The sequence below is a fragment of the Desulfobacula phenolica genome (assembly GCF_900105645.1).
Classification (GTDB): domain Bacteria; phylum Desulfobacterota; class Desulfobacteria; order Desulfobacterales; family Desulfobacteraceae; genus Desulfobacula; species Desulfobacula toluolica.
The window spans coordinates 1-20,046 of sequence record NZ_FNLL01000013.1; the positions used below are offsets into that span (position 1 = coordinate 1).

At 43.2% G+C, this 20,046-nt stretch carries 17 protein-coding genes; 10 read left to right on the forward strand and 7 right to left on the reverse strand.

All coding sequences use genetic code 11. The features are described 5' to 3' along the window. Nucleotides 1-324: 324 nt before the first annotated feature. Both BLT94_RS18050 and pncB read right to left on the reverse strand, forming a co-directional pair. The gene (locus BLT94_RS18050) at nucleotides 325-795 is read right to left on the reverse strand and encodes a YehS family protein (RefSeq protein WP_014955550.1); all 471 of its coding nucleotides are present in this window, start codon (nucleotides 793-795) and stop codon (nucleotides 325-327) included. 342 nt (nucleotides 796-1,137) lie between these two features. Continuing rightward, nucleotides 1,138-2,310 carry a nicotinate phosphoribosyltransferase gene (pncB, locus tag BLT94_RS18055; protein ID WP_092237205.1) on the reverse strand — a complete coding sequence of 391 codons (1,173 nt, stop codon included), beginning with the start codon at nucleotides 2,308-2,310 and terminating at the stop codon, nucleotides 1,138-1,140. A 112-nt stretch (nucleotides 2,311-2,422) separates the two neighbouring features. On the opposite strand from pncB, the gene BLT94_RS18060 reads away from it, so the two are divergent. The 3 genes from BLT94_RS18060 to BLT94_RS18070 all read left to right on the forward strand — a co-directional run bounded on the left by BLT94_RS18060 (nucleotide 2,423) and on the right by BLT94_RS18070 (nucleotide 6,597). Next, nucleotides 2,423-3,133, forward strand: coding sequence for an isochorismatase family protein (locus BLT94_RS18060; protein WP_175530406.1), 711 nt, complete (start codon nucleotides 2,423-2,425; stop codon nucleotides 3,131-3,133). A gap of 225 nt (nucleotides 3,134-3,358) precedes the next feature. Beyond that, entirely contained in the window at nucleotides 3,359-4,639 is a 1,281-nt protein-coding gene (locus tag BLT94_RS18065) for an NAD(P)/FAD-dependent oxidoreductase (protein WP_014955553.1), read from the forward strand. After that, complete coding sequence (locus BLT94_RS18070; RefSeq protein ID WP_092237210.1) at nucleotides 4,636-6,597, forward strand: DUF1365 family protein; 1,962 nt, start codon at nucleotides 4,636-4,638, stop codon at nucleotides 6,595-6,597. The genes BLT94_RS18065 and BLT94_RS18070 overlap by 4 nt, the downstream gene beginning before the upstream one ends. 61 nt (nucleotides 6,598-6,658) lie before the next feature. On the opposite strand, the gene BLT94_RS18075 is transcribed toward BLT94_RS18070, so the two are convergent. Further along, nucleotides 6,659-8,083 (reverse strand): SDR family NAD(P)-dependent oxidoreductase, encoded by a 1,425-nt coding sequence (locus BLT94_RS18075; protein ID WP_092237213.1) that lies wholly within the window; start codon nucleotides 8,081-8,083, stop codon nucleotides 6,659-6,661. A 163-nt stretch (nucleotides 8,084-8,246) separates the two neighbouring features. Between BLT94_RS18075 and uvsE the strand changes: the two genes are divergently transcribed. Beyond that, on the forward strand, nucleotides 8,247-9,155 hold the full coding sequence (uvsE, locus tag BLT94_RS18080) for a UV DNA damage repair endonuclease UvsE (RefSeq protein ID WP_092237216.1): 909 nt from the start codon (nucleotides 8,247-8,249) through the stop codon (nucleotides 9,153-9,155). 402 nt (nucleotides 9,156-9,557) lie between these two features. Beyond that, nucleotides 9,558-9,860, forward strand: a complete 303-nt coding sequence (locus tag BLT94_RS18085) for a sll1863 family stress response protein (protein ID WP_092237219.1) — start codon at nucleotides 9,558-9,560, stop codon at nucleotides 9,858-9,860. A gap of 124 nt (nucleotides 9,861-9,984) precedes the next feature. Here the strand turns inward: BLT94_RS18085 and BLT94_RS18090 are convergent, their stop codons facing one another. Continuing rightward, entirely contained in the window at nucleotides 9,985-10,935 is a 951-nt protein-coding gene (locus BLT94_RS18090; protein WP_092237223.1) for a YbgA family protein, read from the reverse strand. Between the two features lie 212 nt (nucleotides 10,936-11,147). Here BLT94_RS18090 and BLT94_RS18095 point away from each other — a divergent pair, with 212 nt between their 5' ends. From BLT94_RS18095 to BLT94_RS18110, 4 genes are all read left to right on the forward strand, one after another. After that, the gene (locus tag BLT94_RS18095) at nucleotides 11,148-12,716 is read left to right on the forward strand and encodes an SDR family oxidoreductase (protein WP_092237226.1); all 1,569 of its coding nucleotides are present in this window, start codon (nucleotides 11,148-11,150) and stop codon (nucleotides 12,714-12,716) included. A 189-nt stretch (nucleotides 12,717-12,905) separates the two neighbouring features. Further along, nucleotides 12,906-13,361, forward strand: a complete 456-nt coding sequence (locus BLT94_RS18100; RefSeq protein WP_014955560.1) for a pyridoxamine 5'-phosphate oxidase family protein — start codon at nucleotides 12,906-12,908, stop codon at nucleotides 13,359-13,361. After that, nucleotides 13,358-15,562, forward strand: a complete 2,205-nt coding sequence (locus tag BLT94_RS18105) for a PEP/pyruvate-binding domain-containing protein (RefSeq protein WP_092237229.1) — start codon at nucleotides 13,358-13,360, stop codon at nucleotides 15,560-15,562. The genes BLT94_RS18100 and BLT94_RS18105 overlap by 4 nt, the downstream gene beginning before the upstream one ends. Then, complete coding sequence (locus BLT94_RS18110; RefSeq protein WP_092237232.1) at nucleotides 15,559-16,656, forward strand: MBL fold metallo-hydrolase; 1,098 nt, start codon at nucleotides 15,559-15,561, stop codon at nucleotides 16,654-16,656. Before BLT94_RS18105 ends, BLT94_RS18110 begins: the two co-directional genes overlap by 4 nt. A gap of 110 nt (nucleotides 16,657-16,766) precedes the next feature. On the opposite strand, the gene BLT94_RS18115 is transcribed toward BLT94_RS18110, so the two are convergent. Beyond that, entirely contained in the window at nucleotides 16,767-17,252 is a 486-nt protein-coding gene (locus BLT94_RS18115; RefSeq protein WP_014955563.1) for a phosphate-starvation-inducible PsiE family protein, read from the reverse strand. Nucleotides 17,253-17,751: 499 nt separating this feature from the next. Here BLT94_RS18115 and BLT94_RS21825 point away from each other — a divergent pair, with 499 nt between their 5' ends. Then, the gene (locus BLT94_RS21825) at nucleotides 17,752-18,456 is read left to right on the forward strand and encodes a hypothetical protein (protein WP_139169065.1); all 705 of its coding nucleotides are present in this window, start codon (nucleotides 17,752-17,754) and stop codon (nucleotides 18,454-18,456) included. Between the two features lie 36 nt (nucleotides 18,457-18,492). Here BLT94_RS21825 and BLT94_RS18135 read toward each other — a convergent pair whose 3' ends face one another. Both BLT94_RS18135 and BLT94_RS18140 read right to left on the reverse strand, forming a co-directional pair. Continuing rightward, nucleotides 18,493-19,296 carry a nitrilase-related carbon-nitrogen hydrolase gene (locus BLT94_RS18135; protein ID WP_092237244.1) on the reverse strand — a complete coding sequence of 268 codons (804 nt, stop codon included), beginning with the start codon at nucleotides 19,294-19,296 and terminating at the stop codon, nucleotides 18,493-18,495. 35 nt (nucleotides 19,297-19,331) lie between these two features. Next, nucleotides 19,332-19,940, reverse strand: a complete 609-nt coding sequence (locus BLT94_RS18140; protein ID WP_014955566.1) for a GDSL-type esterase/lipase family protein — start codon at nucleotides 19,938-19,940, stop codon at nucleotides 19,332-19,334. Nucleotides 19,941-20,046: the final 106 nt, after the last annotated feature.

A 20,046-nucleotide genomic window follows, 5' to 3' on the forward strand; every position in this document is an offset into this window, starting at 1 on the left:
CTGCATGGGAGACTGTGTGGGAGAGTAGAACGCCGCCGGATTATTCTTTAAAAAGCCCTGATCATTATTGCAATGGTCAGGGCTTTTTGCGTTTAAAATTGGATTTGTATTATTTATAATTCTTTATCCATCCAGCAAACTAATCGTGGATAATCCAAAGAAATGGTAACTTTTCGTTATCTAAATTTTGTCAACTCCGAAAGTTGAGTTAAGAATAGTCAAACAAATTGATTAAACCCACCAAGGTAAATATTTTTATTTTTTGTTGTGGGCAAACCAGTATGAAACACCAGGTCTGCCCGTGGCAGTTATTTAGAATGTATATTAAGGCCATATGCCCGGACGGTATTTAAGCTGAATACCTTTTAAGAATTTACGCAGGACCTGGTCTTTACAGTCCCGGTAATGTCTATTGTCGGGTTTGCGGAAAAATGCGCTTAATTCGTGTTTGCTGATGCTCATATCAGCTTTCTCCAGAATTTCTATGATATCATCTGATTTCAGATCCAATGCGATTCTTAATTTTCTAAAAATGATGTTATTGGTCAACAATTCTTCCGGCTCGGGTTGAGGACCTTCTTTTTTACCTCGTTTCTCGTTGATCAAACCATTGAGAAAAATTGCCAGCTGAATGTCGCTGCATTCCCGGTATGCAGGATCATCATCTTTTTTAAGCCAGTCACTGACCTGGGAGCGGGTTACCTCAAGGTCGGCCAGGCCGAAAATAGCAACCATTTTTGAATCCTCCAAGTCGAAGGTATAGCGGATACGGCGCAGAATATCATTATTGGTCATATTTATGTCCTTATCTAAACTTAAATAGATTTTTTTTAACGGGTTTGTCTTTTAATATGAATTCTTTTTATCTTAATTTAAAAATTATTGCCATTGCTTTTCAAAACAATAGTCACCAAAACTTTTTTTGATATTCATGTTTGAGAAGTGTTTTGTAGTGCAAATCACCTAACCTGTCTCTTGTATGGTTTTTTTGCTGTTATCTGTGATAAGTAGTTTCTATTAAAGTTTTTAAAAATTAAAACAGCGACTTTCAATTTTTGTTGTGGCAAAACAAGTTGAAATACCAGGTCTGCCCGTGGCAGTTATATGGAATTAAAAGTTGTATCTGTTTTCTGTTGTTTATTTGGTCGAAAGATTGAAAATATTCATACAGTTTTTCAGCTCTTGTGGATCACCCGTGTGTTTGCCCTTGTCATCGGAAAGCTTGACCGTACTTCGCCATGGTTTGTCAGAAGAAGCCCTGCATTTGTTCAGTTTTATAACCATGTTCAGCGGGGTCACCCCAACATCATTGGTCAGGTTGGTGCCGATGCCGTATGCATCCCGGATTTTGCCATTGCAATAGTTATGAATCTGTACAGCTGTTTCCACATCAAGACCGTCTGAAAATACAATGGTTTTGGTGGACGGGTCAATATGAAGCCGCTCATAGTGTGCTATCATTAGATCTGTGAACGCAAACGGGTCCCCGGAATCCTGTCTGATCCCGTCAAAAAGCTTGGCATAAAAGGTGTCAAAAGTGGATAAAAACACATCAGTTGTATATGTGTCTGTCAAGGCAATGCCAAGATCCCCGTGAAAAACCTTTACCCAGGCATCCTGGGCACAAGGATTTGCCATCCGGTATCCGTGCAGGGCCGCATGAAACATGAACCACTCATGGGCAAGGGTGCCGATGGGCTTTATATTGAACTGGTGGGCAAAATGAACATTGCTTGTTCCGTTCAGAGTTGAATTTTTAACGCTTAACATGTCTATAATCAATTGTTGCTGATTCCTGGCGGAATACCTCCGTCGGGTACCGAAGTCTGAAAAATTAACAGCATTATTTCCCAAAATTTTTGCTTTTTTCAGGTTGATTGCCTTTATTTCCCTGTCACTGAGTTTTTTTGAGCCCCTCATTTTAAAAAATATCTCACTGATAATGGCCATTAAGGGCACTTCCCACAGAATCGTCCTGTACCAGGGGCCTTTGATCTTGAGGCTTAACATATCCTTGTCCTGGTTGACTATGACTTCGCTGGGGTCAAAGGTATAGGACTCAAGGTAGTCAAGGTATACTGGGGTTAAAAAATAGCATGTTTTTTCAAGAAACGTTTTTTGATCAACAGACAGCCGAAGGTCTGCCATTTTTTTAATTTCAGTTTTGATGTTTTGTGCAAATCCGTCCGGGAAAGGGGTCAAGCCCCGGTTGATAAATTCATACTGGGCCTCGGCCCTGGGATAGAGCATGTGAACCGCCTGCTGCATGGTAAATTTGTAAAGATCATTGTCCAGAATACTTTGGATCATAACAACGCAACTCCCTGTGTCATTGATTAATAAAAACCGCTCCATGCTTTAATGTCTTCATATTTAAATAAAAAGCAACCCTATTTTATTTTCAGGTTAAAAGATTTATCATATGATAAATAAAATGATTGCCGGTGCAGGCATGAAAATTTTTAAGGGAGGCATACAGATGGAGGTTTCAATGGATAAAGATCACACAGGTGTGATTGTTGTGGATGTACAGGGAGATTTCACCCATTTCAAAAAAGGGTCTCTTGCGGTTCAAAATACGGATCAGGACTATATTGACGCAGTGCTATCCGCAACAAAACAACTGAAATCCAAGGGATATAAAATTTTTGCCACCCAGGATTTTCATCCTGAAAATCATATCTCTTTTTACACCAGTCATAAAAACAAATCTGCTTACGAAACCATTGATGTAGAAGGCCGAACCCAGGTTCTCTGGCCACCTCATTGTGTCCGGGGGGCTGAAAATACCGAGATTTTAATAGATAAAAATTTGTTTACCGCCACAATTCAAAAAGGTATGAACCCCAAATATGATTCTTATTCAGGCTTTTTCGATGATGGCGGTATGGCCACTGGGCTGGATGATTTGCTCAAGTCGCATGGTATAACAACGCTTTTGATCTACGGGCTTGCTACAGATTATTGTGTAAAAGCAACCGCCATGGATGCACTTAAATCCGGGTTCAAGGTGATCCTGGTTGAGGAACTTTGTAAAGGAGTTGCATTGGACACCACTGCATCAGCATTGGAAGAAATGAGATCAGCAGGTATTAAAATCATTTCCAGGGTATCTGACCTGCCGTCCTTTTGAATATAACTGCCAAGGGCAGACCTGGTCTTTCGCTCAGATTTGCCCACAACAAAACATAAAAGTCGCTGTTTGTATTTTTGAAGACTTTCATATAAAAATAAAAGCTGGCAAACAGGAAAAAACATTGAAATTTTCATGGAGAAGCGGTTAAATATATAATATTTTTAAATTTAAAGCTGTAATTGATGGAATCAGACCTTCTTATAAAGAGGACAACAATTTACCATGAATTTACAGAACCAGAGCAATCTGAACATTGCAGTAGTCGGTGCCGGTATTTCAGGGATCTGCGCGGCTTACCTGCTTCAGAAACGTCACAAGGTTTCTCTTTTTGAACAAAACGCTTATTTCGGGGGGCACACCCATACGGTGATAATCCCGGAAGGGCCGGATAAAGGAACCCCGGTGGATACCGGCTTTATTGTTTTTAATGAGAGGACATACCCGAATTTTATCAGGTTTCTTGACCGTCTTGGAGTGAACAAGCGTCTTGCACAGATGTCATTTGGCTACTATTGTAAAAAAACAGGTTGCTATTATGCCACCAGGAATATCAATTCAATATTTGCCCGGCGGCTAAATCTGATAAACCCGCGATATTGGCGATTTGTTTTTGAGATGATCACCTTTTTAAAATCATTGAGGCACGATTACCTGAATAATCTTCTGGCTGAAGCAACCTTGTCCGAGTACGTTGAAGCAAAGGGTCTTCACAAAGACGTTGTTGAAAAATTTATCATTCCCATGGCCGCTGCCATCTGGTCAGGGTCTGATATGCAGATGGGGCGGTTTCCCATCAGAACATTTGCACAGTTTTACGAAAACCATGGCCTTTTGGCCGTAAGCGGTCATCCGTCCTGGTATGTTGTTGAAGGCGGCAGCCATACTTATGTGAAAGCGTTTTTAAACAGTTTCAAGGGCAGGGCATTGAAAGGGTGCAAAGTCGATACCATCCATCGAGACAAAAATAATATCACCCTTTATTTCAAAGACCGTCACCCGGAAATATTTGATGCCGTTGTTGTTGCAGCTCATGCAGATCAGGCTTTGGATCTTCTGGAAAATCCGTCATGCAAGGAAAAAGAACTGCTTGGCTCATGGACATATTCACAAAACCATACGATTTTGCATACAGACACCCGTGTTATGCCTCCCAACAGGAGGGCCTGGGCAAGCTGGAATTATACACGGAGCTTAAAATCCGGAGCTGCGTCTCCTGTAACGGTCAGCTATGATATGAACCGGTTGCAAAAACTTACCGCCACCCGCTCTTATTTTGTGACCCTTAACCCGATTACTCCCATACCACCATGGCATGTGACAGGGGAATTTGAATATACACATCCACAATATTCATTTGAAGCCTTTTCATCCCAGGAAGATCTTTCCATATTAAATGGACCGCAAAATACATTTTTTTGCGGCAGTTATTTCGGGTTTGGGTTTCATGAAGACGGCGTCAGATCTGCTTTGGAAATTGGAAAAAAATTCGGGATTGAATTATGAACTCCAGGATCTACACAGGGACCATTGAACATCGGAGGTTTACTCCTGTTGACCATCGTTTGTGTTATCCAATCTATATGTATGCACTTGATGTTGATGAGTTGCCGCTAATTGATCAATGGTTTCCGTTTTTCGGGGTTAACCGGTTCGGTGTAAGTGCCATCCATAACAAAGATTACCTGTCTTCGGGCAACCAGTCCATCAAACAAAAATTGAATCAATTGTTTGATCAATACAGGATTGATGAATCCATTATATCAGTGATCATGGTCACATCTGCCCGATATTTCAACTATGTGTTTAATCCGGTGAATTTTTATTATTGTTTTTCAAAGAATAAGGCTCTCATCGGTATTGTGGCAGAAGTAAATAATACCTATGGCGAACGCCATCATTATGTGCTGACAAAAAAAATCTTGCCGTCAAAAGGTTGTCTTGTGCGTTATACTACACCCAAAGTATTCCATGTGTCACCGTTTAACCGGATTGAAGGAAATTATGATTTTTGTTTTTCCGATATTGGAGAACAACTCGACATCAGGATCACACTTGTTCACAAAGAAAAAAAAATAATGGAAGCGGTCTTAAAGGCCCGTGCCAATCCCTTGACGCGTAAAAATCATTTTAAAACCCTTTTAAAGCACCCTTTTGCTCCTCATTTGAGTATCCCTAGAATCTACACACATGCCTATAAACTTTATTTTCAGAAAAAATTAACCTTTAACCCGAAACCTGCACCAGCAAATTCCATGACTCTGTCCAAACAAAAACCAGGCCTGATCGAATCCATCTGCCAAAAAATTCTTGTGGATGCGTTTAAAAAAATTACAATCGGTTGTTTAACCATGCGCCTGCCCAACGGTAAAACAATACGGTTTTGCCGGTCAGGCGGGGATACGCAGGCCCGGATTGATATAAAAGATTTTGGATTTTTTCCCAGGGTTGTCATGGATGGTGAAATCGGATTTGGTGAAGCCTATATGCATGGGGAATGGGAGACACCTGACCTGGTAAAGCTGCTGGAAGTATTGATCCACAACAGGGATAAATTTTCCGATGGAAATCTGTTCACCTCCATCCTTACACGGACAAGAGAGAAACTTGCCCATGACCAGCGCAAAAATACCATCAAAAATACCCGCCAAAACATTGCAGCCCACTATGATTTGAGCAATGAGTTTTATCAACTTTTTCTGGACAGGCAAATGATCTATTCAAGCGGTATTTTTCGTGATACAACAGCCTCCCTGGAAGATGCCCAGATCCAAAAGATGACAAAAATCCTGGAAATGGCCGGGGTTGATTCAACCCATCACCTGCTTGAGATCGGTTGCGGCTGGGGGGGATTTGCCGTTTTTGCCGCAGCTTCTACCGGGTGTCGCGTAACGGGTATCACCGTATCCAAAGCCCAATATGAAAAAGCATGTCAACGGGTTGAAAAAGAAGGATTAACCGGCAGGGTCAATATTTTATTTCAGGATTATCGTCACACCAAAGGAGTTTATGATCGAATCGTTTCCATTGAAATGATCGAAGCTGTCGGGCCGCAGTTTTTAGGGCAGTATTTTCAACAGTGCTGCAAACTGCTTAAACCCGGAGGGACAATGGTTTGCCAGGCCATTACGATCCCGGATGAACGATATGATACCTATTGCAGGCAACGCGACTGGATTCAAAAACATATCTTTCCGGGCGGCCATCTGCCCTGCTTGAAGGTTTTGAATGATGCCATCAGCCAACACACGGATTTTAAAATTACCGTTATTGACCACATCGGTCTGCATTATGCCAAAACACTTGCCCATTGGCGGGATCGGTTTATCTCGTGCCGTCAGGATGTTGAGGCTATGGGATTTGACAGGGCATTTATCAGAAAATGGATCTATTATCTGAGTATTTGTGAGGCCGGATTTAAGACCTCGGCCATTGACGGCATTCAAATGGCTATGCACAGATGAAGCCAACTCGATAGATATTGATAATGCAAAAGTTTAAAAACCAGTGAAATTCATGTTGTTTTTAGAATCGCCGGGTCAATTTTTCCAGCTTGTTCCAGAGTGTATGGTCTTTGATTTGTGATCCAAGGGTCCAGGGGAAAACAACGGTTTCGCGGGGCCGTCTGTCCAGCCAGAACCAGCCGGAACAAAGCCCCGGCTCTTTGGCACAAGCAAGCCATACAATTGTGTCCGCACCTTGTTGTGGTGTTCTTAAAATTGAGCGGGTGAATGAGTGAAATCTTGGTAATGAAGACTCGATTCCCGGTGTGTCAACCCATCCAGGGTGCATGGCATGAACAACAATTTTTTTATTTTTCAAGCGTTTTGCCCAAAGTTCCGTCAGGATGACAATCCCCCGCTTGGCTCTTGCATATGCCTTTGATCCGTCATATGGCAATATCTTGTTCTGGAGATCGTTGACATCAATTTTCTGCGTATACATTCCGCCTGAAGAAACATTTATGATCCTGGCACCACCTGACTTGCAAAAAACAGGAATCAGATTTTGAGTCAGGTAAAATACGCCCAAAAGATCTGTGGCAAAAGTCTTTTCAAATCCTTCTTTTGTTTCCATACGTTCATTGAACAATGCTCCTGCGTTATTGATGAGAATATCAATCGTTTTCTTTTTTTCTGCAAGCTGTTTGGAAACACGTTTAATATCCGCCATCAAGCTCAGGTCGGCCACTAAAAAATCAACATGGGTATTGCCGGTCTGTTCAATTATTTCACGTTGAATTTTTAAGGCTTTTTCACGATTTCGGGCAATGATGGTTAAAAAGGCATTTTTTCGGGCAACTTCAAAAGCCGCTGCTTTTCCGATACCGGATGTTCCACCCGTGATCACAACGCGTTTGCCGTAAAGAATATCAGTGTTCTTTGTCCGGAACCGTTTTCCTATGGCATATCCAAATTTGCTGAACATCATCATACCGGGTAAAATAGTATGGTCTGCAATATAATCAATTATATTTGATCCTGAAGAAAACATTTTGCCTTTCCGGGGAAAATTAAAATCCGGGTTCAAGGTTTTTTCAAGCCCCTGGATTGCGATTTTTCCGATTCGCTTTATCACAGGCACAAGCAAGGGTTCAATGATGTTTGCAAACCCGGAAAATTCAATTGTTGCCTGATAATCAATTCGAGTGCCGGATGGCGTTTGGATAAACAATATGGTATCTGTGGCGGAATATGAAGTCCCTTTGCCCTTCAGAACCACTCTGGAAAAAGGTTCATATTCTGTCACCACATATTGCATTTTGGGCCGAAACGGGCCGTATTTGAGTATCAAATCATACTGAGTTCCCGCACTGACATCTCCCAGGCTTTTTTTTACGGACGATACCACACCCGGATCCCAGTTCTGTATGTTGGAAAACTCACTGGTGTAGTTAAAAACGCTTTCTATGGGCTTTTGAACAAGGATGGATTCATTTAATACTATCATGTCGTCCCCTTTGGTTAAAAATTGTTTTCTAAGGGTGGCAGGTTTAATTTAATTGTACTTTAAAATATGGCCACGATTTAAAAGACTTCAACAATAAATAAAAATCGTCTATACTCTATGATTCACACTATTGCTTATGGCTGCACGCAAATAACCAGGAAGAATGGACAAAAAAATGATCAGATTCGGCCTGTGCTGCATATTTAAAGAACACCCCATAAAATTTCGGAAAACAACCGCTAAATACCTTTCAAAGTTTTCTATTGACGTGCAAAAAAAACGCCTGTCAGACTTGTGCCTGACCAATGCCCGAAATTTATTGAAAGCTCTGGAGTTTTGTTATCACAACAAGATTGGGGCCTTTCGGATTAACAGCCAGATTATGCCGTTAAAAACCCACCCGGATGTGGGGTATGATATTGATGATCTGCCCGGTTCGGATCATATCATCAAAGCGTTCAGGGCCTGTGGTGCTTACAGTCTTAAAAACAATATAAGAACGTCCTTTCACCCGGATCAGTTTATTGTTCTATCGTCTCCGAATCCAAATGTGGTGAAGCGTTCTGTGGCCGAACTTAATTATCAGACCCAGGTCGCCCAATGGGTTAATGCGGATGTAATCAACATTCATGCCGGTGGTGTTTACGGCGACAAACCGGCTGCACTCAAACGGCTTGCCCAAACGATTGAAACCCTTGATGATCCGGTCAGGAAAAGACTGACTCTTGAAAATGATGACAAAAGCTATACGCCGGAGGATCTTTTTCCTGTTTGTCATGATATGAAAATTCCTCTGGTTTACGATGTACACCATCATAGGTGTTTGAAAGACCGGTTTTCAATAGAGCAGGCAACAAAACGCTGTGTTCAAACCTGGGACCGGGAACCATTGTTTCATATCTCGTCACCCAAGGACGGCTGGGGAGCATCAAATATCCGAAAACATCATGACTATATAGATAAAAACGATTTGCCTGTAATCTGGCTTTCAATGGATATTACAATCGAGGTGGAAGCAAAGGCCAAGGAACTGGCGATACGAAAACTCATGAAAGAATTAAATATGCTATAGTCTGCAAAAATGAGCATATGTGGGCCAGAAAGAATTTCATGTGTTTTTTTGTCAGGAATACCGTCCTTGATGATTTTACAGCCGTTCTATACAGCCGGGCTAAATTTTTATTTTTTCTTGCCCATATTGATTTTTTGATGTAATCATAAAAGTGTATATAAAATTTCTGGAAAAAAATATTCTACCGATCTTGGATGTTTACGATTCTGATCTGATGTTTGTTACATACCTTTTTAATTTTTAAATATTGTTACTTTAATACGTTTAAGCCTGATTGATTTATGATTTAACCTCATGTTTCCTGTTCTTTCACTAAATTAATGTTTGGCAGGAAATATAATACTGAACATTGATAAAATATTATTGTTCGGTCATATGATAACCGTCAAGAAAGGAGAAATCATGGAAGTAAAAGATTATTGCAAAGCAATGCTGGCCGAAGTTACAGCCTGGAAAGAGAAACTTGAGGCTATGAAAAAAGTTGCTGACACCTATGGCTCAAAAGAAAAAGAAAAAATCCTTCCGCTTATCGGCCAGTTGGAACAGGAGGTGACTACTGCTCAGGTGAGGGTGGATCAGCTGAAAACAGAGTGTCCGTCTGACTGGTCACCCATGAAAAATGAACTGGATGATTTGTTTGGAACGATTGGCAGCGGTGTTGATCGGGCCTGGAAAGACCTTCCTCCTGGAAATGTTGGAGGGTAGAAACTTCAATTGCACTGGTTTGGTTGATTAAACTGAACCAGTGCAGTGCCGAAATTTTGCTGACAAAAATTAATTGATGCATATTTTGTTTGAAAAAAACAGTCGATTTTGCAGGCCTTTGATATCAAAAGTAATTTCTCAGTTTCAGTTCAAACGGGTGCGGGTTCAGATAGGTCTGGATTTTCAGCCAGGGCTGGTCGTATTTCATGACATAGTGCCGGATCAGGGTAATGGGGACGATGAGGGGAACATATCCTGAGCGGTATTGATCAATGATGGTTAACAATTCGTGTTTTTCCGAACCGGTCAGATTCCGTTTGAAATATCCCAGGATATGGTGCAGTACATTGATGTTTTTTTTCACCGTTGTTTTCAACTTCAGGGAGTTTAATAAAATTTTTTCATAGGCATCAAACAATTGATTCATATCCAGGGTTTTCCCCTGGGCGACAAGTTTTCCAAGCTTTCTGTACAGATCCTGGTTGTGGGAAAGAATCAGCAGTTTGTTCCGGGTATGGAAATCAACAAGCCCTCCGGGCGTTCTGTTTTTTTTCAGCAGATCCCGCCAGCGCTGGAGCGAAAAGATGGCTTCAATAAAATTTTCGCGAAGTTCGGGATCATGGAGTCTGCCGGCCTCTTCTACCGGGACCCTGGGAAAATGTTGTGTAAACGCCCTGGCAAACAGGCCTGTGCCGGTTTTACGCACCTTGCCGTCGTCTCCATATACCCTGATCCGGTACAACCCGCTGCTCGGGGATTTGCTTTTGAAAATAAATCCGCACAAATTTTCTTGTTCAAGAGTTTTTAATCGTGCAGGTATCCAGTCTTTCATCTGCCGGGTTTTATCCTGCCCTGTCTTTTGGGTGACAAGCTTCGGGTTTTCAGGGGTTCCGACAAGTCTTACCGCTTCCCTGGGAATGGGCATGCCGCATTCCACTTCCGGGCACACGGGAACATACTCGGCAAACAGTCCCAACGTCTGTGTCAGGAACCGGTCATGACTGTGACCACCGTCATATCGAACCTTGTTGCCGAGCAGACAAGAACTGATACCGATTTTTATGGGGGTAAGCATAGAATTCTCCTGTTTTGTGTTTTTTGAATGATGCATTCAGATAACGGTTAAAAAAAGCGATTATTGACATTATTCTATTCATTATATAGATTTTAACTGTTATTGAAACTGTATTTTTTAAAATATGATAGCGGTTACGATCTGGTGGTTGATTCTCTCTTGATATTTATCGATTTTTTTGCATCACCATGGCAATTTAAAAAGGATAAGCAATGAACCCGACAAATGGTTTTGATGACGACCGTTTCCAAAAGCAAAAACCTGTGTTGGTGACCGGGGCAACCGGATATGTGGCCGGACGGCTTGTGCCGCTGCTGCTGGAATCAGGATACAGGGTAAGAACCATGGGGCGCTCCATTGAGAAAATGGCAGGCCGCTCCTGGGGCTGCCATTCGTCTGTTGAACTGGTGAAAGGGGATATCATGGATATAGCATCCCTGAATCGTGCCGTAAAAGGATGCGGCACGGTTTACTATCTGGTGCATTCCATGATATCGCAGAAGGGAAAATACCGGCATGCGGACCGGACAGGCGCCCGAAACATGGTCCGGGCCGCAGCAGATCAAGGTGCGGATCATATCATATACCTTGGGGGGCTTGGGGATATCACCCACAATAACATCAGCAAACACCTGCTGTCACGAAATGAAGTGGCCCAAATTCTTAAACAGGGACCTGTGCCGGTTACCGTGCTGAGGGCGGCCATGATCCTGGGTTCGGGCAGTGCAAGTTTTGAGATATTAAGATATCTGGCGGAAAGACTGCCTGTCATGATAACTCCCAAATGGGTGAGAATGCCCACACAGCCCATTGCCATTACCAATGTTCTGGGCTATCTGAAAGGGTGTCTGGAACATCCTGAAACCCGTGGAAAAACTTTTGATATTGGCGGGCCGGATGTGGTTACTTACCGGGATTTGTTTTGGATTTTCCGCGAAGTGGCAGGCCTGCCAAAACCTGTAATGATTGCGGTTCCAGTATTAACCCCCAAACTGTCTTCGTTGTGGATTCATCTGGTAACACCGGTTCCGGCCGCCATTGCACAACCGCTGACGGAAGGATTGAGCCTTCCCACGGTCTGTACGGAAACATCCATCCGAAAAATTATTCCCCAGGATTTGATCGATTGCCGTGAGGCTATTCGTCGGGCCCTTGACCGTGTCCGCCGGGAACAGGTGGATACCTGCTGGACTGATGCCGGTGCCATGATCTATCCTGAATGGACCCATTGCGGGGATTCTGATTATTCCGGCGGAACTCTTCTTGAATGCGGTTACCGGGCAAGAGTAAACGGCACGGCCCGATCTCTGTGGCCGGCCATTGTAAGGCTGGGAGGCCGGACCGGTTATTATGGCGCAGATATCCTCTGGCAGATTCGTGGATTTTTTGATGTGCTTGCCGGTGGCGTGGGTCTGAACCGGGGACGAAGGTCAAAAGAACACCTCCAGGTGGGAGATGCCCTGGATTTCTGGCGGGTTCTTGAATTGGATACGCCTTTAAAACTGTTGCTCGTGGCTGAAATGAAAACACCGGGTGAGGCCCTGCTGGAGATTCGAGTCGATCCACTGGACGGTCACCAATGCGACTTGACGCTTTTTTCCCGTTTCCTGCCCAAAGGGCTGCCGGGTATTTTATATTGGTATGGACTTTACCCGTTTCATCAATATGTGTTTGTTCACATGCTCAAGGGAATTGTAAAAGCGGCAGGACTGGAACTGTTGTCATCGCCGAAACGCTTTACGCCGAAAATAAACAGATCCTGCAAAACAATTGATCAATAATTTACACGGGCAGATCTGTTATTTCAGTTTGGTTTGCCCACAACAAATATTGAAAGTCTCGGTGTGAATTTTTTAAGATTTTCATATAACGGCCATGGCAGATCACTCTGCCACAACAAATAATAAAAGATATTTAATTTCAGCAGGTTAAAATTTATTTCATATAAAACCACAAGTTGAGGAATTATTATGGAACCTTCAAAAGAGACAGCATTGAACAAAATCAGAGCATTGTTTGACACCGAAACCCTGTCGGTTTTGTCGACGCAGAAAAACGGGCAGCCCTATTCCAGCCTTGTGGCATTTGCTTCAACCTCTGACCTGAAACAGATCATTTTTTTAACTCCCAGCACCACCCGGAAATATGATAACCTGACAGCCAGCCCCAGGGTGGCCATGTTGATCAATAACAGCCGGAACCTGGCCGAGGATTTTTACAATGCCATATCAGTCACTGCCACAGGCAGGGCCTCTACGGTTGAAGGCGATGATAAAAAAAGGCTTTTAGACATCTACCTTGAACGGCATCCTCATCTCAAGGATTTTGCAGCAGCCCCAACCACCGCATTGGTGAGTATGGCAGTGGACCGGTATATCATGGTGAGCCGGTTTCAGAATGTTGTTGAGATAAAGGTGGGATCATGAAATCTTTTCTGCAGCTTTACGATATAACGGACGGGGATCTTGAGCAGGTTGGCGGCAAAACCCTTGCCCTTGCCAGGCTTCATCAGCACAAGATCCGGGTGCCCAAAACATTTTGTGTTCCATGCCATGTTTATGACAGTTATCTGTCAGGCACCAGGCTCAAGGATCGAATCCTTATGGAAATCAACCGCAAAGCGATTGAAAAGATGAGGTGGGAAGAGATCTGGGATGTATCGCTTCGCATTCGCAATTTTTTTCTGACCACCCCCATTCCCGGCCGCCTCGGTCAATCCCTTGCCCGTGAAATTCACACTCATTGCGGGACAGCTCCGGTTGCGGTAAGATCGTCTGCCCCGGCAGAGGATGGCAAGTCCACCTCTTTTGCAGGAGTGCATGAATCATTTTTAAATGTCAGCGGCACAGATGCTATTTTGAAACACATCCGGCTGGTCTGGGCTTCTTTGTATTCGGATGCGGCGTTGTTGTACCGGAAAGAGTTGGGCCTGGATATCAGTAAAAGCTCAATGGCCGTAGTTATACAGGAGTTGATACCCTCTGACCGGTCCGGTGTGTTTTTCAGCATCAACCCGTCGGATTCGGCCCAGTCGGTTCTGGAGTCGGTCTATGGGTTGAACCAGGGGCTTGTGGATGGCGATATTGATCCGGATCGCTGGATCATTGACCGGTTTTCGGGAAATATTCTCAAGCATACTGAACCCATGCGGGATCACTATGCCTTGCCTGTACTGGATGGAGTGAGTCTTGAGTCTTTGCCGGAAGATCTGCGAAACAAACCGCCATTGAACGAACAAGAGATTCGGCAGGTATGGGAAACAGGAATAAAGGCGGAACGTCTGTTCAACAGACCCCAGGATATGGAGTGGGCCTTCAGCCGGGACAGGCTGGTGGTGCTGCAGGCAAGGCCCGTTACCAGCAGCGGGTTTAAGGACAGCGATGATAAGCGGGCATGGTACTTAAGCCTTCACAGAAGCCATGAAAATTTAAAGACTCTCCATGATAAAATTGAAAATAGCCTGATTCCGGAAATGATCCTGACAGCCGATAAAATGGGGCAGATCCATCTGCCAGAAATGACCAACGCGGCTCTTGCCAATGAAATTAAAACCCGGCAGGAGATCTATGATCACTGGGTTAAGGTGTACTGGGCGGATTTCATTCCTTTTGCCCACGGCATCCGGCTGTTTGGTCAGGTTTATAATGATGCTGTACGGCCGGAAGATCCTTATGAATTTATGAAATTATTAGAGAAAACCGGTCTGAAAAGTATTGAAAGGAACCGGCTGCTGGAAAAATTGGCCGATGTAATTCGTCAGGACCCTGATCTGAATGAGACACTGGCGATCGGGGATGAACCGGCCGGTGATCATCTGTTTATGGTTCTTCTGGAAGAGTTTGTCTCAAAGTTCGGTGACCTGGCCTGCCAGACCTCTGGTGCCAGTGAATGTTACCAGGGGAATACCGCCATCATACGGATTATCCTTCAATTTGCCCGGCGGCCTTCAGCGCCCGCTTTAAAAAATGATAAGACCGATATCCATGCCCTAAGGGAAAAATATTTGGCCTGTTTTTATAGCGAAAAGCAGGCGTTTGCCAAAGATATCCTGCATCTGGGGCGGGCCAGTTACCGGTTGCGGGATGATGATAATATTCACCTGGGCCGGATTGAAGCCCGGCTGTTTGAAGCTGTCCGGGAAGGCCGGAACAGGTTGGCAGACCCGGATGCATATCCATTTGACCTGGAACGGCTGGCGGAACTGCCTGCATTGTCTTCACCCCTTGAGGGGCCGGTTCCGTCACCCGAAAAAGAAACCGCATCCGGGGTAAAGGATCTTTGGTTAAAGGCCCGCCAGGTTGTGGGCCATCCGGCAGGACCGGGGATTGCAAAGGGCTGTGCCAGGGTTATTCTGGAACAGGACGACCTGCTTGAGTTTAAGCAAGGAGAGGTTCTGATCTGCCAGGGGGTTGACCCCAACATGACCTTTGTGGTTCCCCTGGCTGCAGCCGTGATCGAAGAACGCGGCGGAATGTTGATTCACGGGGCCATTATTGCCAGGGAATATGGGCTGCCCTGTGTCACCGGGGCCTCTCACATTACCGGCTTGATCCGGACCGGGGACCAGGTGACAGTGGACGGATATCTGGGAATCGTCACCTGTGATACCGGGGAACTTGAGTCGTGAAAACGTTTAAACTCTTTGGTGCTGCCGTACTGGGCATTGTTCTATTGATCGTTTTTGTTATCTTTTCGTGTTCTTCAAGGGATAAAAAATCTTTTTCAGAAATCCAATGGAAACAAAAGGTGGAAGACACCCGGGTTGAGGATCTGTATGCCCCCCATTTTAATGAGGGACGGTTTTATACTCCCTGGATGGAAATGGGGGATAAAAGTTTTCTGGATGTACTGGGATGGAAGCTGTTTTCAAAAACTCATTATACCAGTGAGGAAACAGATTTTTTGCCCAGGGTCACTCCTGATACGGCAGAACGTCTTGATCAGGTCCGGGGCGATTTTATTCTCTGGATCGGGCACAACACCTTTTTGATCCGGATTGACAAGGTCTACTGGATAACGGACCCGGTCTTTTCCAAGCGGGCCCTGCTGCCGGCAAGGTTGACACCTCCCGCCCTTAGTCTGAAAGAGTTGAATGAGATTGTTAAAGATCTCAATATTTTGATTTCCCATAACCATTATGATCATCTGGACCGGTCAACCATGAAACAGCTTCCCAGGGATGCTGCAGTATTTGTTCCCAGGGGGCTGAAAACTTATGTGATGGGCATGGACAAAACAAACGTGCGGGAACTGGACTGGTGGGAAGCAGTGGACACCGGGAAAGGGTCAACATTGATCTGTCTTCCGGCCCAGCACTGGTCCATGAGAATCGGCCAGGGCCGGAACCGTTCCCTCTGGGCAGCCTGGCTTCTGAAAACCCCAAAGGCGACCCTTTATTTTGGAGGTGATTCCGGTTATTTTAAAGGATTCCGGGAAATCGGGCGCAAATATCCGGATATTGATTACGCGTTTATGCCGATCACTGCATACCACCCCAGGTGGTTCATGCAATACCAGCACATGAACATCCCCGAGGCAGTCAAAGCGTTTGAAGATCTTGGTGCGCGATTTTTTATTCCTACCCAGTGGGGAACCTTTCATCTGGGCAGCGAGCCTGCCGGGTTCCCGGGCCTGGATCTTATCCGCCATATCCGAAAAAATAATCTTGATCTGTTTCGCTTCAACATAATGGATGTGGGCCAGATCCTTCCCCTTAACTGACAGTTTCTATATTCTTGTCACCGCGACAAGAGGTTGTTTTCTGATAAACTCAAAAACACGAGAAATCCATCTTTTTTGATTTTTATTTCATATTAGCTTATTCAATCGTGTCATGACTTATTCTTCCATTGTTCTTCTATATCACTAATACAGATTTTGCCATCTTCGTTGCCTTTGACCACAACCAGCCAGTAGCCGACGCTCATGGCAAGCGTCATTGCCGCTATGGCAAGGACATATTCAGCTGAAATTTTAGTTAAATCCATGATAATGACCTTTCGGGAAATGGCCATCAGTGCTGTGGCCATGACAATCTTTACATGGATCACATCATCCCGTAAATAAATAAGAATGTTGATCAGTATTTCGACGGCAATCAAAACAGCCATAAAAGCACCGAACAACGCCAGAATGTCTGAGATGGTAAGCAGCATGAACGGTGGAGCTTTCAGTTCCTGATACATTACTAAAATAACATCGGCCACACCCCAAATGATAACAGTGGTCATCAGAATGGCCAATAATCTGATTGCAATGCGAACGATAGTTCTTAATTTCTGGACCAGTGGTTCATTCGGGTTTGATAAATCATCCATTATTTCTCCTAATTTGTCAGTTAACAGCTTCTTTAGATTATCTCAAATAATTATAGCGCAGCTTTTTTTCTATCTCAATGGTTATAAAGATAAGCGATTCTAAATTATATTTTACTTATGTAGATCCTTCATTGCTGCACGGTAAGATTTTTTTTCTTGCCTTCATTTGGTTGTACCTGATACAGATGCATAACATGTTGTGCCTGTGTCAGGTTGGAGATAATCTTCCGGATTTTAGAGGATTTGTTTATGTTTGGGTTAATAAAAGTGAAGTTTTGATCTGTATCTGCAGACCCGGCAACATCTATAATAAAGGCTATCGGTATAGGATTGGTATTTGCTTTTTGTAATTGACATAAGAACACTATCTTTTATTTCCAGTATCATAAGCCTGGTTCTTTGCATTTGTATGATCTACATTTCTACAACCCGTAAAACATACAACGGATTTACTCAATGGACAATCGCCTCCATTCTATATAGCTTTGGAATGGTTTTTATGAGTTTGAGATCTATCCTGCCTGACTTTATATCAATCATTGTTGCGAACATGCTTTTAATAGCAGGGTTCGGATTTATCGCATATGGTTTAGAACTTTTTACAAATAGTACCAGGAGAATATGGCTTTTTACATCTCTTACCATATTAACGGTCATATTATTCCTTTATTTCACCTATTACTCTCCAGATGTGAATTCGCGTATAATTATTATTTCAGCTATAATTATAATCATTTATGGATACTCTGGATATCTTGTCCATATGTATGTTCCAAGATTGATCAATGATCGAAACACTTTTTTGGAAGTTGTTTTTGTTATCCAGGCTTTCTGGAATGTATTACGAGTTATTCATTCAGTTTTCATTGAAGGCGCTATAGTTGATTATATGAACGCATCAGGCTTTTACGGCATTACAATAGTGGTTTTCTTCAGTGGAAATATTTTTATTATCATTGGCTTAATTGTACTCAATTTTCAAAAAGTTGAATTTGATCTGAAGGCTGCAAAGGAGGAGGTCAACGCACTAAGAGGAATTATTCCCATCTGTTCCTACTGCAAGAAAATCAGGGATGATCAAGGAATCTGGAACCAGATCGAAGCATATATCCATGCCCACTCAGAAGCAAAATTCAGCCATGGCATATGTCCGGAATGCATGAATAAGCTTTATCAGGAAATTGATGATGAGAATGACCACTAACAACTCAGCATAGTTCAAAGGCTGGGTGGGTTGAGGTTAAATAATGGGAGTTGGTATAGTGCTTCCTCCTGGTGTTAATTTGGTCCGGTAATCTTCCAAATACCGATTCTCATCGCGCGCCCAATATAAGGATTGAATATCAACGGCTCTTAACAGAACCTCTTCTCTGGCATCAGAAGCCTCTGCCAGAATGTCACCCATGGGGCCAACCAGTTTGCTTTTTCCACAACTGTTATTACCAACGGTATTAACGCCTAAAATAAAGACGGTATTGTCCAAGGCTCGTGCTGGCAATTGGATATCCCAACGCCGCGATGCAGAGACACTCCATACGGAAGGGCAAATAATCAGTTCCACGCCTTCCAATGCCAACAGCCGTGATGGTTCAGGAAATTCCATTTCATAACAGATCAACACCCCTATTTTTGCCTGTTCTGTTTCAAAAATGGGGTATTTTATCTCACCCTTTTTAAATATTTCGCTCTCGCGCCCCCATAAAAGGCTTTTACGCACAACACCCAATATCTCTCCTTTTTGATCGATAATAGCCGCTGAAATAAACAATTGATTTTCGGAATCTTTTTCTGCAAAAGAACTGATCACCACGGCTTTTGCGCGTCGAGCCTCTTCTCTGAGTTGATTAATGGAAGGTCCGTCTCTTGTTTCAGCCAATTGTTGAAACGCCTGCCTGGACAGATAGTAACCCGTGGTCCAGAGTTCAGGAAAAACTATTAGATCGGCTTCCTGGCCGAGCTGTCTCATAAACTGAATTCCTCTTTTTAAATTGGCCTGAATATCACCTAAAATAGGTGTGATCTGAATGGCAGCGACTTGAAACATTTTTGGAACTCCTCCTTAAATTGTTTTCTTTGGCATTATAAATATGGCTTTAGAGCCTTGTAAAAATGTTTGGCCATAATTGTATATCCCTGATTGTTAGGGTGGATCGAATCACTCATTAGTCGAGGCTTTCCAAAAATATCTTTAAAAATATTCTGAACGAGAACCGAACCGGTTTTTTCTGCTAATTCAATATAACCCCTTCCAAATCCTCGTCCCCAAAAAGGAACGTCAATCCCACCAAGGATTACTAAGGCACCGTTTTTTTGTATTATATGAATCAGCTGCTCAATATTTTTAAAAGCAATTTCTTTTTTGACACCGTTTTTAAGATCGTTACCTCCTATGGTGATCAACACAATACGTGGATTCATATTAATTATTTTATCAATACGATTAAGTGCTTTTTCAGTTGTGTCTCCCGGCACCCCTGAATTGATAACTTCAATATCAATCAATCTGGATAGCTGGGACGGGTAATCCATACCTTTTGTTGCTCCAGTACCATAGGTCAGGCTATCTCCGAAACAAACAATGGTTTCCCCAATTGGATCAGCATTTTTGATTTTATAAGATGATGGAAAGGAAAAAAGGACTGCCAGACTGACAAGTATGACTGTGGATGTGATGATAATGGTTTTCATAAAATTTTCTTTAAATTTTTACCTTAATTTTTTTTAAGCCTTTTTTTTCGGTGAAAAAACGATTCACAAAAAGTGTTGCTCTGATTTGAACCATGCCATAAATTCA

Bases quoted from the DNA above. Each gene is read 5' to 3' on its own strand.
- BLT94_RS18060 (WP_175530406.1), top strand. From the start codon at position 2,423: ATGATAAATAAAATGATTGCCGGTGCAGGCATGAAAATTTTTAAGGGA.
- BLT94_RS18135 (WP_092237244.1), bottom strand. From the start codon at position 19,296: ATGTTTCAAGTCGCTGCCATTCAGATCACACCTATTTTAGGTGATATT.
- BLT94_RS18140 (WP_014955566.1), bottom strand. From the start codon at position 19,940: ATGAAAACCATTATCATCACATCCACAGTCATACTTGTCAGTCTGGCA.
- BLT94_RS18095 (WP_092237226.1), top strand. From the start codon at position 11,148: ATGAACCCGACAAATGGTTTTGATGACGACCGTTTCCAAAAGCAAAAA.
- BLT94_RS18090 (WP_092237223.1), bottom strand. From the start codon at position 10,935: ATGCTTACCCCCATAAAAATCGGTATCAGTTCTTGTCTGCTCGGCAAC.
- BLT94_RS18100 (WP_014955560.1), top strand. From the start codon at position 12,906: ATGGAACCTTCAAAAGAGACAGCATTGAACAAAATCAGAGCATTGTTT.
- BLT94_RS18070 (WP_092237210.1), top strand. From the start codon at position 4,636: ATGAACTCCAGGATCTACACAGGGACCATTGAACATCGGAGGTTTACT.
- BLT94_RS18075 (WP_092237213.1), bottom strand. From the start codon at position 8,083: ATGATAGTATTAAATGAATCCATCCTTGTTCAAAAGCCCATAGAAAGC.
- BLT94_RS18065 (WP_014955553.1), top strand. From the start codon at position 3,359: ATGAATTTACAGAACCAGAGCAATCTGAACATTGCAGTAGTCGGTGCC.
- BLT94_RS18115 (WP_014955563.1), bottom strand. From the start codon at position 17,252: ATGGATGATTTATCAAACCCGAATGAACCACTGGTCCAGAAATTAAGA.
- BLT94_RS21825 (WP_139169065.1), top strand. From the start codon at position 17,752: ATGAGTTTGAGATCTATCCTGCCTGACTTTATATCAATCATTGTTGCG.
- uvsE (WP_092237216.1), top strand. From the start codon at position 8,247: ATGGACAAAAAAATGATCAGATTCGGCCTGTGCTGCATATTTAAAGAA.
- BLT94_RS18085 (WP_092237219.1), top strand. From the start codon at position 9,558: ATGGAAGTAAAAGATTATTGCAAAGCAATGCTGGCCGAAGTTACAGCC.
- BLT94_RS18050 (WP_014955550.1), bottom strand. From the start codon at position 795: ATGACCAATAATGATATTCTGCGCCGTATCCGCTATACCTTCGACTTG.
- BLT94_RS18105 (WP_092237229.1), top strand. From the start codon at position 13,358: ATGAAATCTTTTCTGCAGCTTTACGATATAACGGACGGGGATCTTGAG.
- pncB (WP_092237205.1), bottom strand. From the start codon at position 2,310: ATGATCCAAAGTATTCTGGACAATGATCTTTACAAATTTACCATGCAG.